Raw genomic sequence first — 14,624 nt, 5'->3', positions numbered from 1 at the left:
TATAAGCATGGACATTATCCAGCCATACTTAAATACTGTATAAAATCTAACTAATTTTTAGTTGATTGTATTGAATTAAAATTTTGGTCAGCCAAGGAAAACATACTTAAATGACAAAAAAGTATTTATGAATACAAGTACTGTTGATAACTGATAAGAAATATAACAGAGATGTATAATTAGCGGGTCTCCTGCATAATCCATAAAAAGACAAGGATTAAGGCTGGTAGGTTTTGTATTATTTACTTTAATAACGGGCATATGTGGAAACAACAAAAAAAAGATACTTCAATAGTGAAGCTGGTATTATGGGTTGCTTTAGCTACGACTCCAATGGCCAGTATGGTAGTTTCAGCACCTACACTGGCGCAATCTGCATCGCCAACACCATCTTTCCCACTGCCGCAAACAGTGGAAAATGGAACGACAGTGCGAATTGATGGTTCAAGTAGCTTGAGTGCAATCAACCAAAGTCTTAAAGATAATTTTGAAAAACAGTTTTCGGGGACAAAGGTTGAAATTGCTGCCAATGGTACTGATAAGGCTTTGAGAGATTTGCTAGATGGCAAAATTGACATAGCAGCGATCGGTCGTGGTTTAACGCCAGCAGAAAAAGCACTAGGACTGGAACAAGTGCGCTTGCGCCGTGAAAAAATTGCCATTGTGGTAGGTGCAGAGAATCCTTTCAAGCAAAGTTTGACTAGTAGGCAATTCGCCCGGATTTTTCGGGGACAAATTACAAATTGGTCGCAATTAGGCGGCCCTGATGCCAAGATTCGCGTCATCGATCGCCCCGAAACCAGCGATACTCGCGATACTTTTCGCGATTACCCAGCTTTCAAAACGGCGAAATTTGCCACAGGTTCCAACGCTACCCAAGTAGCTGACGACAATACCGCCGAAATCGTTAAACAATTGGGTAAAGACGGCATTAGCTATGTGCTAGCCAATCAGATTTCCAAGTTAGAAAACGTGCGAATTCTGCAATTACATCAAACCTTACCAGACGATGCCAAATATCCCTTCTCGCAACCATTAGTTTACGTCTACAAAAAAAATCCCGCCTTGGGTGTCGCCAGTTTTCTCGGTTTTACCCTTGCACCAGTAGGGGAGCAAGCCATAGAACAAGCTAGAGTCGCGGAAGCTGAAGCCATCGCCACCACAGTTTCACAACCTACCGCCGCAGTTCCCCCAACCACAGAAGCCACACCAACCACCGCAGCTTCTCCCAGTGCAACGACTTCTGTATTTGGGGAACAACCCTTTGTGGCTCCCACTGCTCCAGAAAAAGCTCCCATTGTCAATCAGCAAACACCATTTTGGTTGCTTTTACCTTTGTTGGTTACCACTGTGGGTGGAGGTTTACTGTGGTGGTTTTTTGGCAGACGGCCATCCCTGCGTGAAAAAACAGACAATGCGCTGCAACCGAATCCCGATCCACCAAACACAGATGACGCTGAAACTGTTGTCAGTGCTGACACCACCCTCCAAGTGCCAAAAGAAGACACCAGCGATCGCACTCCTTTTCAAATTTATGGTCAAACATCATCTACTAATGGCACAACCCCAAGCGTAGCTGTATCAGAGAATAACAACTTGGGAGCCGCAGCTTTAATGGGTGGTGGTGCTTTGGCCACCGGAATTGCGGCGGGTACTTGGTCTACCTTTGGAGACAAAGACGATAACGTCACCCAAGATACAAATCAAGAAAATAATACCGAACAAAATCTTCCTGAATCCGGTGAAGTTGCATGGGACATAGAAGCCCCAGCCGCTGTTGTCAATACTTCATATCCCCAACTGCCTAATATTACAGAAGAAACATCGAATCAAGAACTGCCTTTATCTGAGGTGACAACCCCAGCCTCAGAATTACCAGATGTGCCCAAAGCAACCTCAGATTTTGAGTATTGGGACACAGAAGTGAGTGAAGAACAAATCCAAGAAGAACTCAAAGCAGAATTGGAATGGCTGGAAAGTATTACCTCAACTGAAGATATAGCTTCATTAGATTCTGGCGTGGTGGTGGAAAATGAACTACCAGAATTGCCAGAAGATGCTTTTAATGTGGTAGCAGATGCAGCCGAACCTTCTGTAAATTTACCAGAAGAAGAATCGCCAGACTTGGCGGCGGCCGCGGCCCTAGCAGCCGGAGCAGGAATTGGAGCCTGGGCTGGTAGTATTGACAATGCACCGATAACAACCGAGACAACTAATGTAGTGTATGAGGAACCACAAAGCCGTATTTTCCTCACACCCCGTACTCATAGATTGGCTGATGTTTCTTGGGAAATTTCCGAAAGCCAAAAATCAGCACTGCGGCAACAGGGCGTTTCTCAATTGCTGGTGCGGCTGTATGATGTTACTGGCATTGACTTGAGTTACCAAACTCCCCAGTTTGTAGAACAGTACGAAAGCGAAGAATTACTCAACAAGAGTCTGGAAATTCCCGCAAGCGATCGCGACTATATAGCTGAAATCGGCTATCTTGCTGAAGGCGATCGTTGGTTCCCCATAGCCCATTCAGCAATTGTGCGTGTCTTCAGTGCTGTGGAACCAGACCCCATTGTGGAGGAAACAGCCGAGACACAAGAAGAAATTCATATTGTGCTGACACCCCGCAGTCCTAAATTGGCTGATATTGCTTGGGAAATTTCCGAAAGCCAAAAATCAGCACTGCGACAACAGGGCATTTCTCAATTGCTAGTGCGGCTGTATGATGTCACTGGCATTGACTTGAGTTACCAAACTCCCCAGCTTGTAGAACAGTACGAAAGCGAAGAATTACTCAACAAGAGTGTGGAAATTCCGCTAACAAATCGCAACTACATCGCTGAAATCGGCTATCTTGCACAAGACGATACTTGGTTTTCCTTGGGACGTTCTGCAATTGTGCGTGTCTTCAGTGCTGTGGAACCAGACCCCATTGTGGAGGAAACAGTTGATACCCAAGAAGAAATTCATATTGTGCTGACACCCCGCAGTTCTAAATTGGCTGATGTCTCTTGGGAAATTTCCGAAAGCCAAAAATCAGCATTGCGACAACAGGGCATTTCTCAATTGCTGGTGCGGTTGTATGATGTCACTGGCATTGACTTGAGTTACCAAACACCCAAGCTTGTAGAACAGTACGAAAGCGAAGAATTGCTCAACAAGAGTGTGGAAATTCCCGTAAGCGATCGCAACTACATCGCTGAAATCGGCTATCTTGCACAAGACGATGCTTGGTTTTCCTTGGGACGTTCTGCAATTGTGCGTGTCTTTAGTCCTGTAAAACCAGACCCCATCGTGGAGGAAACAGTTGATACCCAAGAAGAAAGCACTATTGTACTAACACCGCGTACTCCCAAGTGGGCTTATGTTTCCTGGTGTATTTCTCCCACTGAAAAACAAGCACTGCAACAACAAGGTGCTTCTCAATTGGCAGTGCGGCTGTATGATGTCACTGGCATAGACTTGAGTTACCAAACTCCCCAACTCGTACAGCAGTACGAATGTGAAGAAGTAGCAAGCGATCGCTTTGTGGCGATTCCTGTAAGCGATCGCAACTACATCGCGGAAATTGGTTATCTTGCAGATGGCGATGGTTGGTTGACCGTGGCGCGTTCGGAAATTGTGCGCGTCTTTAGTCGTCCTCAAGGAGAGTTTTGGTTTGTTGCAGATGCTGAATTAATTATTCACGGAGCAACCGAACCCAATACAACCGTAGCCATTGGTGGTAACGCCGTCAAAATCAAACCCGACGGTACTTTCCACCTCCGTCTTCCCTTTTCCGATGGTTTAATGGACTATCTGATCACAGTAGCTGCGGATGGAGAATCACCAAAAACTATTCATAAGAAATTCTCCCAAGAAACTTACGAAAGCTGATACCATTTTCGATTTTGCAAAAAGTTGAGCGCAAGTTTCCTGCGCTCAATTTTTGTAGGAATTACGCGACAACTTTAAAAAATAGACCTCTTGCAAAAGTTACTTTTGCTCATAGGGGGGAAAGGGAAAAGGTTAAAGGGAAAAGGGTTTTTATTTGCCCTTTACCCCTTACCCCTTACCCTTTTCCCAACAGTTTAATTTTTGTGTTGCTGATTAAAAATTGTCATTCGCATTAACATTATTCTACAAAGTAGGATATCGCTTTAAGATTGGATATCACTAGAAAATTTTACCTGATATGCCAATTTCGCCAATTCCCAATCAACACTCAGCAAAAAATGACTGCAAAACTTTCGCTCATTTTCTCATTGGAACACCAGGAAGCGGTAAATCTACCTTTGCGGAATTGATATCTCGTTTGGGAAATTACGAAATTATTTCTACTGATGAAATTCGCCAACAATTATATGGTGATGCCACAATTCAAGGGGAATGGCACAAAATCGAATCCACTGCGATTAACGCTATTTGTACAGCATTGAAGTTGGGTAAAAGTGTTATCTATGACGCTACAAATTGTAAGCGTTGTTTTCGGATGGATTTTTTGTTAAAAGTAAACACCAAACTTAGACAATGCAATTTACCCCAACTTAATTGGATTGGTTGGTACTTAGAAACTTCTTTGCAAACTTGTATTCAGTGGAATCAACAACGCCAACGCCAAGTTCCGCCAAATGTGATTGAGAGTATGTATCAACAGCTGCAAGATTTTCCGCCAATTACCGGAGAAGGATTTGCCGCAATAAATAAAATCAACGTCACTTCACCGAAATTTTCTCAACAGCAAATTGCCAAACTAATTGCAGGTATTCCACGTCAAATTATCAATTCTCAAAATCGTCATGCAAACATCACACTTCATCGTTACAGTCATCTGGTGGATTTTGAGCGTTTGATGTATTTAATCTACTTAATTATTAATTATCCTGGTATTGGTGAGTTCCACATAACTCAGCCAAAACTTTTAGAAAACATTCTTGGCTATGTTGCAGATTTTGTTAACTCACTGGAAGAAATTACTGTTATTATGGCCAAATTGCGGGGTATGGTTTATGCCAGGGAAGATGCCATCGCTGCTGATTTAGAATGGCTACAAACTCAAGGAATTATCAATAGTAATTTTCCAGTCAATCATCAAAATACCCCAGAAATTGATACTTGTGAATTAACATCATTAAGTGGCATACATTCCTACTCAGATAAAAAGGTTTTTCAGCGTTTAATCAATACAATTCGCTTTATTCTCCACTACCCTTTTTTAGCTAATACAGGTGGGGGTAGCTTAAAAACTTTGACTCAATCCCTTGCACAAGGCGGAATAATTTACAATCCTGATACCGAAGAAGCTACTATTCGGAAAGATATTGAAAAAGTTTTCAAGCCATATAAAATATTACCGGAGTTTCCTATGCGTAATGGTTATTTTGCTGGTACGGGGATTTTTTCTAAACCAGAATTAATCAAATTATTCAATATTATTCAATCCCAAGCCAACAGTTTAAGCGATCCTCAAGCTTTAGCAATCTATGAAATATTTAAGCAGCGATTATTACAAAATCATTTAATTGAGAATACTGAAAATATTTATCCAGTGCGAGCGATCGCTAATACTTCAATTGTAGACTCCAAACATCTGCATAGCAGTGCCTTAAGTAATAATCTCTCTCAATTGGAAACAGCAATTGTAGAAGGAAGACTGTTAGAATTAAAACGATTTATGGGTGTGGGTAGATACGCAGGAGATGAAAAAGACTTTTTCTTAGCTTATCCATTGCAAATAGTTTTTTGTAACTTTGCTTGGTATTTGGGTTATGAGTGTGTCAACGGTGAAACTTCTGGTTTGCTGAGATTTGAACGTCTTGATAGATTGTTTTTAGGGAGACTTCAAACTCAACAACGCAGTCGAAAACAACAAGAAAAGACATTACAAAAATTACAAAAATTATTCAAAGCCGGTGCAGGAATGCACTTAGGAAATAGCAGTACTGACCAAAAACAATTTCTCAGTGCTGATGAAAACCAGCGAATGCAAGTTAGTGTCACAGTGGAACTTTGGTTTAGCAGCCGCATTTATCCTTTTATTACTGAAGGGACAAAACGGTTCGCAGACATGAAAATGTCCCCCCCAATTCACAAAACAACTAGTAATCTTCCTGAGTCTTTGTTTTGCTTAAATGGAACTGGTGATGATAATTTTCCACACTGTTTTCAGGCAATATTTCCTAAGTGGACATTAGATGATTTTGATTTGTTGAGATGGATTGTTGGCTTTGGTGGAGATGTTAAGGTGAAACAACCACAGGAGTTGGTGCAGAAGATAGAAAAAATTGGTCGGGGTATTGTAGGGAATTATGACTCTCCTCTGGCTAAAACCGAGGGTATTTTAAGAAGTTGAGACAACGCGGGATAAATCCGCGCTTCTCCACTCCAGTTGATTTACAATTGAAGAAGAATTCAGAAGTCAGAATGGGCTAAACGCCCCGCTACCGCTAACAGGAGTCAGAATAAAGACGCTCTCTACGAGACGAGGGGTACGCGGACACGGCTTAGCTGCGCTATCAGTCGGGGATTCAGACCCGCGACTGATTAAAGACCACCAAATTGAAAATTTGGTGGGGGTGCAAAAACGCCGATTATTCAGACGCTCCTACGTCGCTCTAAGCGAAGCCATGCCGCAGGCTTTACGCTGCGCTATCCGCCAGTCATACAGAATACCTAACTGAATTCTGACGACTGACGCCTTTATTCTGTTTGATAATTTTAATAAATCAAATTTCTTGCTGGTTTAACCAACTTACTAAATCAGATAACGATGAAAATCGCAGAATAGCTCTACCCAATGCTTCTAAGCGTTCCTTATTTAAAAGTTCCACTCGCTCAATAATTGACGAATCAATTTCACCAAAGCGTTCATCAAGTAAAAGTAGACAAAATTTCAGTGCTTCTTTTTGTTCGCCGCGTTGTTCGCCGCGTTGTTCGCCGCGTTGTTCGCCGCGTTGTTCGCCGCGTTGTTCGCCCTTCTGTAAAATATATTGATAAATCACTGATTCTTGCATAGTTTCCTCCCGTAATAATTGCAGAATCAAATCTTTCTCAAACTTTAACCCTGCTAAAATCTCCGTGTATGCAGCTGTATTTTTTCTAGTTTCAATATCTGGAATTTTAGCAATTTCTCCTGCAATTTGCGATAATAACCTTGGGGCTGAATTCGTTCGCGTTAACGGTGCTAAGGGTAACAATCCCACATTATTCATAAATAGTTCTGAATCTTGCTCCCACATTCGGATAACTCGATAACGATGAGTTGTCACTTCACTAACATATTCTGTAGTAAAGGCAATTTCATCATTAGTTTCTTGCAAGAAAATCACTACTTGTGTAACTGGAACTTGGTATTTACGTGTTAGCCGGACATAGTAATCTAACATCCGCAACGAAATCGGTGTTTGAGATTGAATTGTAGTTTGAAATTCCAGGTGTAAAATGCGATTTTCTATTTGCAAGAATGTCACAGAATCAGCGCGAATTGGTTCAATGCTCAATTCGGTTTTTAAAATTTTAATTGTGCGCGGTTCTTGATTCAATAACCACCGAATAAAATCACGGGGATATTGTTCTGCAAGTAATTTACACAGGTTGTCATATTCTGCCATTTCGAGATTTAATAAGTTATCATTTAATTGAATATTGAGTATTTTTTTATACCAAGAATTCTGGTTTAAAGTACTAAAAAACCCTACCTTTGAGAGAGGGTAGGGTTAGTTACATTACTAAGGCTATTTAACTAGACATTATATCACCAAAATTAGCCCAGCGATCGCCCTGATACGATAATGAACCCTACTGAATCAAGTTTAATTTGCGGTCGGCGAATTCCCTCTAAAATAGCGGCACTTAAAGCAGTTTCTATTTTGAGTTCTTCAGCTAATGCTCGATCCCAACTTTGTTGATTTAACAACAAGTTTAATTGTTCTACTCTATTGCTTAATTTCTTTTCGGCAATGAGGCTACGTTTTTCGCACAATTCGATAAAATCAGGACGATTGGAAAGTAAAGCTAAAGAAGCGTTACGTACTTCATAGCAATAATTTTGCCATTTACTAGGTTCGACAAAATTGTCAATAATTTCTAATCGTTCTTTTGCCAAATTGTAATCTCGTTGTTGGTTATTGTTTCTATCTTTGTAGGGACGTTGTAAGATATCCAACAACACTGGATCTTCCACAACAGATATTGGTTGCTTGCGACCATCAACATAGATAGTTTCCATAATTGGTGGAAACAAAGCATCTACACGTCGCTGCAAGATTTTGTATTGAGAATTATCCAGTTTATTCTCAATTAAAACTTGTTTGGCAATTTTTAAATTTGTCTCCACTATATAATTATATTGAAAACCAAACCATTCCTTGCCTTGTTGTGCGTCCCAAGATGCATCAGTGCGCCACATGGCAAAGGCTTGACCCCGGTCATCCCAATCTATATAGTTTAACAGTGCTTCGACAAATCCTTCTCCAATTCGCAAGAGTTTAACATCAGAACTTTGGTTGGCAATTCTGCGGTTATAAGTACCATATTTGTCTAAATAACTGTCAGCAAAACGAGTTTTTAATTCATTTATCGGCACCAAAGTACGGGTTATCGGTTGATAGCGCTTCATTTCTGGAAAATCTGGGTGAGTCGTTGGTTTGAAACCCAGCGCATCACAAATCCAGCCTTCAATTGCTCGTTTCATTTCTAAATGACGAGCATCATAATTATCTAAATCTTGAAAATATTCGGTTGCCATTTCATCAGTGGCGTCAATTTCATCTAAAGCATTGAGTTCGCTAATTTTGATGATTTCGGCTTGGATTTGTGCTTTGATTGGCTCAATCATTTCCACTAAACCAGCAGCACCAGATTGAAATAAAGCTGCTTCTAATTCTGGCAATTTTTCATCTACGTAAAACTGAAAACTAGCAATTGATTGTTGAAAAATCCCAAAACCATCTTTTAAAACTTGATACCAAGCGTTGTGGGGACTATCTTCTAAGTAAGGGCCAATCAATACACAAGATTGGATGCCTATTTTACTACCAATGCGGTCAAGCCTACCAATTCTTTGTTCTAATTGATTAGGCGACCAAGGAAGATCGAAATGAATTAACCAATCAGCAAATTGGAGATTACGCCCTTCTTCTCCAGAGCGATCGCATACTAAAATAAAGCAGTTGGCATCGTTTTTGAATCTATTTAACCCGGACTCGACTTTATCCGGTGATTCTCCAAATTGATGGCTGACTACCGCCTGGTTACCAAAGGTATCAGATAAATAGCGGACAATTTCTGCACAACTTTGGGCAAAACTGGTAAATATAATAAATTTGGGGAAAATATCCCCTGCAATTGGTCTCTTGATTCTCTGCTGGATTCTGGTGAGAAATTCTTTTTGATTTCTGCGGACGTTTGCCGGAATTTTAAAGTATGTACCTAGCTGATTTAGCAATACTGTTCTTAAATTTTCTTTGCGTTCTCCGTCTTCCATTGGTTGACGAACAATCTTGAATATGGATTGCAAAATTTCTTCTTCGCCGGAAAATTTAGGAGTTGTAGTTAATAGGCGAATATCATCTTCTTTAAATTCCTGACTCAATTTCACATGGGGTTTTCCAGTTAAGCGGCTGGTAATTACTTGTTCTAAAATGCCTAACCAAGTACCCGCAGCTAAAAATAGTAACAGGAAAATTCGCTGATATTGCTTTTCTTTGGGGGCAACACTACGCCATTGATTGATGAATTCGTGAATATCGAGCGATCGCTCATCTAAATCATATTCTTCTTTGGGCGTAAAATTGCGGTCAAATATCACATCTTCCACCGCCGCCCGACGGTTGCGAAGCATCCGCCGATATAATCGATAGGTATCGCTGACGTGGCTGCGAATTGTTTGGACAATTTGATTGGCTTTTGCAGTATTTTCTTCTAAAGAATTTTCTAAATCATCAGCTAAATTGAGTAAATACTTATCCTCAGGAAACAATTTGCGTAATTCCTGCAAATTATTTTTCAAGACCACAGGCTTTGCATCTTCTCTCAAAGCCAACAGCACTTTTCCTATTTGTTGACTGCTGGCAACTTTCGCACGGAAACCTGCTAAATCTTGTAGTCTGTATGTTGTGGGGTCGAGCAAATGCAACATTGCTAAGAAATCTTGCTCGTGATTCACAACCGGATTAGCGGATAATAAAAGCAAGCGATCGCTTTTGTGAGCTAGTTCTTTACAAGTCTCAAAACGCTGCCGCACTGCTGCATCTTTAGAGGTCGCCATTGCGGCGATGTGATGGGCTTCATCTAATATTAAACAGCCAATCTTCGCTCTCAGATTAATTTTATGAACATCTTCAATAGCTAGTACCGCTACTCGTTTGGGAAAATGAGAAATGTAAAACTTGTTTTCTAACTCAGTGCGCCATTGTTGCAGCAAATATTGGGGAACTATGACCACCGCACCTTTTTTCGGTTCATCTAACAGAAATTGGCGCAGAATTGCACCCGCTTCGATGGTTTTTCCTAGTCCTACTTCGTCTGCTAAGATATAACGTTGAATTGGGTCTTCTAGCACCCGCCGCACAACTTCAACTTGATGGGGATAAAGATTAATATTTGCCGAAATTAATCCCGTCATCCCGCGACTGACTGCGCGTTGCTGAATCAAAGATTTCACAAAAGCCAATCTTTTATCGTGGAAATAGGGCGTTTCGTGACCCTTCATCGCTAAAGTTTCAATGGGGTCTGTGTTCGGTAAATTACAACGGACATAAATTTCTTCTTCCGTCAGAATTGCAGTTTTCTTGTCTGGTAAATCAACTTGATATTCTTCTGTATCTTCGTCCCAGGCGAAAATTCTGCCAATTATCCATTTATCTGGGTTTTCGGACTTAATATAGCATCGTGCTTGGGGTTCAAGCCGCACTTGAGAAAGCGAACTTAGAGGTAACGTTTTTTGTAGACGTTGCCCCAAAGAGCAAAAATACTCAACAGTCGCATTAGTCTCAGATATTTCGGCAACTTTTCCTATACCCAAATAATTATTCTGGGACTGTACTAATAAACCAACTCTAATCATAGATCCAGTCCCCTAAACAGACTTAAAGTAATTTCCAAATTAGTTTATTCAGCCGTATCTGGCAATTTTGGCAAATCTCATTATAGACAATAAACTGCTCTTAGAGTTTTTCAATATGGCGAACTGTAAATTTCATTTATATCATGTTCTGTTAATTAGTTATGATTGCCACAGCCACCGCACCGTACTTCCAACCAATGTCTAGAAAAATCCACAAATCCCATCGGAAACATTCTCATAAGTGAAACTGAAAAATGAAACGTTCAAATCGCCTTGCTTGGATGGCTGTAATTGCCATCGCTGCCATTGTTTTACTGAGTTTAATAGCAGCTCCTAATAATACCAAAATTACTGGCGGTTCTACTTACAATCGAAATCCCAACGGCTATGGGGCTTGGTATAATTTTATGCAAAAACAAGGAGTTTCAATTCAGCGCTGGCAAAAACCTTTTAGTGAAATTCCGCCAGAGGACAGTCCAGTTACCTTTGTTGTGGTTACCAGCGAACCCAGAGGTACAAGCCTCGATATTCAAGAACGTGAATGGATAGAAAAAGGAAATACTTTAGTAATTTTAGGTGTTGGCGGGCGAGTCACAGAATCAGATTTTAGCACCCTGCAAAAATCTCCCCAAGGAGATATTAAAATTGAGACCCGCAGACGCAATAGAAAAGTTAATCAAAAACAAATTGATTTAGGCGATCGCTTTGGTGCTATTGTCTGGCAAGAAACATACAAACAAGGTAAAGTAATTTTTTCTACCACTCCTTACTTAGCCGCCAACGCCTATCAAGATAATTTAAGTAATTTTAAGTATTTAGCTGATTTAGTCAATAAAAACAACAACACAATACTTGTGGATGAATACATTCACGGTTATAAAGATCCTGATGTCAGACAAAAAGAAAGCGAAGGAAATTTGTCTAGTTTTTTTGCTAAAACCCCTTTATTTCCAATATCAATCCAAGTAGCGATCGTGCTATTAGTACTAATTTGGGCGCAGAATCGCCGTTTTGGCAAACCAGTAACTTTAGATACACAAGTCGCCGACAACAGCGAGGCATACATCCAAGCCTTAGCCTTGGTGTTGCAAAAAGCCGACACCACAGACTTTGTAATTGAGATGGTGGGTAAACAAGAACAATTGCAACTGCAAAAAGCCTTGGGATTAAGTCAAGTACCCCTAGAACACCAAACTTTAGTTAATGTCTGGGTAGAAAAAACAGGTGCAAGTGGCGCGGATTTAGATGCAGTTTTAAAGCTACGATCGCACAAACAGCCCATCAAGGAACAAGAACTGTTAAGCTGGTTGGGAAAATGGCGAAGTATAAGATTAACTCGTAATTCGTAATTCCTACAAATGACTAATACCAAAATTCATATTATGAACCAAACCCATGCTATTTTAATTGACCTTGGTGAAAGTCTTAAACAAGTAATTGTCGGACAATCCAGCCTCATACAACAACTTTTAGTGGCACTATTAGCCGGTGGACATATAATTTTAGAAGGAGTACCGGGGACTGGTAAAACTCTGTTAGTCAAAGTGTTAGCACAATTAATCCAAGGTGACTTTCGCCGAATTCAACTAACACCAGATGTCTTGCCATCAGATATCACTGGTACAAATATTTTTGACTTAAATAGCCGTAATTTTACTTTAAAAAAAGGGCCAATCTTTACAGAAGTACTGCTAGCAGATGAAATTAACCGCACTCCTCCGAAAACACAAGCGGCGCTGCTAGAAGCGATGGAAGAAATGCAGGTAACTTTGGATGGTGAAAGTTTACCCTTGCCGGATTTATTTTGGGTGATTGCAACCCAAAACCCCCTAGAATTTGAGGGAACTTATCCTTTGCCAGAGGCACAATTAGACAGATTTTTATTTAAATTAGTAGTAGATTATCCCGACCAAGCAGCTGAAAAGCAAATGTTACTCAATCGTCAGGCGGGGTTTGCAGCAAAGCGCTTAGACATTAGCCGTTTGAAACCAGTAGCCACAGTAGCCGATATTTTGCAAGCGCGACAAGCAGTCAAAGAAGTTAAAGTATCAGAAGCGATCGTTGATTATTTGTTGGCATTAGTGAGAGTATCGCGTCAATATCCCGATTTAACTTTGGGTGCATCACCTCGCGCCGCTGGTGCTTGGTTGCAGACATCTCAAGCCCTAGCGTGGTTAACTGGAAGAGATTTTGTCACACCAGATGATGTCAAAGCAGTTGCATCTCCATTGCTACGCCATCGACTGATTTTGAAACCAGAAGCAATGCTGGATGGTTTACAAATCGACGCGGTAATTGCGTCGGTAATTAATCAAGTACCGGTTCCAAGGTGATGTAATTTTGGATTTTAGATGACATGACAAATTATCTTGATGTCCGCGAAATCACCCATAAGAAAGAGTTTGTAGTGAGGACTTTAGTCCTCAAGCTAGGACTGAAGTCCTCTGTGCCAGACGCTACGCGTAGCTTGCTTCCCCGTAGGAGTACACTACAAGCAAACATTTTTATTTAGTTTGATTAACCGGACATCACATAAGGTTTTTTACAAGCCAACCGTCAACCGTCAACCGTCAACCATCAACAGCTTAATAACTGCGACGTTTGCGAAGGGATAGCCCACATAAACCGCTAACTGTTAACACTCCTAACACAGTGGAAGATTCAGGAACCGAAGCCGGCTGGAGGGCGGAAAACGCGAATTCTGCAATTAGTTGATTAGTCGCAGTTGTTGAATGAATTTCATCCCAAAATAAAAACTTGTCTGGTTCACATACAACTGGCTTCACCGTAACTTCGATGGGTACTACCGATAATTCTCCCACACAAGAATCAGTGACATTTGTGAAACCAAATTCTTTTGGATTTGCAATGATGCGATTAAATAAAGAATTAATATCAAAAGGAATAATCTTAGTTTCAGGACTTAGTTGTTGATTCAACAAATTAATAGTTGCAGCTAAATTGGAGTTATGTGCATTTGTGAAACTGCTGAGTATGCTTGCTGTTTGAATATTGTCACCTGTAACTGGAAATTTTCCCAAATCTGGTAAGTTAACTACTAGAATATTTTCAGCACCCACCTCAGTCAATGAAGTTATTGCTGAGGATAAATTAGCTACGGTTTCTGTTGGATTAGGAGTATCATTATAAAAGTACTTTAGGTAATCATTAGTACCCGCCCAAATAACATAAAGGGCATTGCGATCGGCGGATTTATTGAGTGTTGTAAATTCATTAATTTGTTGCTTTAATCCTGGTAAAAAACTTAGTCCTAAGTTATCCAATCCTGTAGTCGCACCACCAAAGGCAAAATTGTTGTTGGGATTAAAAGTTAACCCTAACTCAGAGGCGAGATACTCTACCCAAACTGGGCCGTTAGAAAAATGTCCCTTGAAGTAAGTCGGGCTTGGAGGAATAATCCCATTTGTGGAATTAAATACATTACCTGTATCAGAAAAGCTGTCACCAAAAACATAGATATCGTCATAATTTTGTGCCAAAACTTTAAGTGGACACATCAAAGACAACATAAAAAATGCTGTGGTCAACAATTGTTTTTTCATAATAAAATTGAGAGTAGGGAATA

At 40.5% G+C, this 14,624-nt stretch carries 7 protein-coding genes; 4 read left to right on the top strand and 3 right to left on the bottom strand.

What is annotated here, in order from left to right; translation table 11 throughout:
* Window positions 1–261 precede the first annotated feature (261 nt).
* Both VF06_RS21235 and VF06_RS21230 read left to right on the top strand, forming a co-directional pair.
* Window positions 262–3,870 carry a DUF4912 domain-containing protein gene (locus VF06_RS21235; RefSeq protein ID WP_099071335.1) on the top strand — a complete coding sequence of 1,203 codons (3,609 nt, stop codon included), beginning with the start codon at window positions 262–264 and terminating at the stop codon, window positions 3,868–3,870.
* Window positions 3,871–4,168: 298 nt separating this feature from the next.
* The gene (locus VF06_RS21230) at window positions 4,169–6,325 is read left to right on the top strand and encodes a WYL domain-containing protein (protein WP_099071334.1); all 2,157 of its coding nucleotides are present in this window, start codon (window positions 4,169–4,171) and stop codon (window positions 6,323–6,325) included.
* A gap of 373 nt (window positions 6,326–6,698) precedes the next feature.
* Here the strand turns inward: VF06_RS21230 and VF06_RS21225 are convergent, their stop codons facing one another.
* Window positions 6,699–7,583, bottom strand: a complete 885-nt coding sequence (locus VF06_RS21225) for a DUF4351 domain-containing protein (protein ID WP_099071333.1) — start codon at window positions 7,581–7,583, stop codon at window positions 6,699–6,701.
* A gap of 152 nt (window positions 7,584–7,735) precedes the next feature.
* Window positions 7,736–11,038 carry a protein DpdE gene (gene dpdE / locus VF06_RS21220; protein WP_099071332.1) on the bottom strand — a complete coding sequence of 1,101 codons (3,303 nt, stop codon included), beginning with the start codon at window positions 11,036–11,038 and terminating at the stop codon, window positions 7,736–7,738.
* Between the two features lie 254 nt (window positions 11,039–11,292).
* Between dpdE and VF06_RS21215 the strand changes: the two genes are divergently transcribed.
* The gene (locus VF06_RS21215; protein WP_099071331.1) at window positions 11,293–12,387 is read left to right on the top strand and encodes a DUF4350 domain-containing protein; all 1,095 of its coding nucleotides are present in this window, start codon (window positions 11,293–11,295) and stop codon (window positions 12,385–12,387) included.
* A gap of 33 nt (window positions 12,388–12,420) precedes the next feature.
* Window positions 12,421–13,371 carry an AAA family ATPase gene (locus tag VF06_RS21210; RefSeq protein WP_099071330.1) on the top strand — a complete coding sequence of 317 codons (951 nt, stop codon included), beginning with the start codon at window positions 12,421–12,423 and terminating at the stop codon, window positions 13,369–13,371.
* 252 nt (window positions 13,372–13,623) lie between these two features.
* Here the strand turns inward: VF06_RS21210 and VF06_RS21205 are convergent, their stop codons facing one another.
* Complete coding sequence (locus VF06_RS21205) at window positions 13,624–14,601, bottom strand: SGNH/GDSL hydrolase family protein (RefSeq protein WP_099071329.1); 978 nt, start codon at window positions 14,599–14,601, stop codon at window positions 13,624–13,626.
* Window positions 14,602–14,624: the final 23 nt, after the last annotated feature.

This window comes from Nostoc linckia z4, assembly GCF_002608075.1.
Classification (GTDB): Bacteria; Cyanobacteriota; Cyanobacteriia; order Cyanobacteriales; family Nostocaceae; genus Nostoc; species Nostoc linckia.
The sequence above is the reverse complement of the archived record's forward strand: the minus strand, read 5'-3'. Positions and strand labels throughout refer to the sequence as shown.

Excerpts from the sequence above, each read along its gene's own strand:
- VF06_RS21235 (WP_099071335.1), top strand. The coding sequence starts at position 262 with ATGTGGAAACAACAAAAAAAAGATACTTCAATAGTGAAGCTGGTATTA.
- VF06_RS21230 (WP_099071334.1), top strand. The coding sequence starts at position 4,169 with ATGCCAATTTCGCCAATTCCCAATCAACACTCAGCAAAAAATGACTGC.
- VF06_RS21225 (WP_099071333.1), bottom strand. The coding sequence starts at position 7,583 with ATGGCAGAATATGACAACCTGTGTAAATTACTTGCAGAACAATATCCC.
- dpdE (WP_099071332.1), bottom strand. The coding sequence starts at position 11,038 with ATGATTAGAGTTGGTTTATTAGTACAGTCCCAGAATAATTATTTGGGT.
- VF06_RS21215 (WP_099071331.1), top strand. The coding sequence starts at position 11,293 with ATGAAACGTTCAAATCGCCTTGCTTGGATGGCTGTAATTGCCATCGCT.
- VF06_RS21210 (WP_099071330.1), top strand. The coding sequence starts at position 12,421 with ATGAACCAAACCCATGCTATTTTAATTGACCTTGGTGAAAGTCTTAAA.
- VF06_RS21205 (WP_099071329.1), bottom strand. The coding sequence starts at position 14,601 with ATGAAAAAACAATTGTTGACCACAGCATTTTTTATGTTGTCTTTGATG.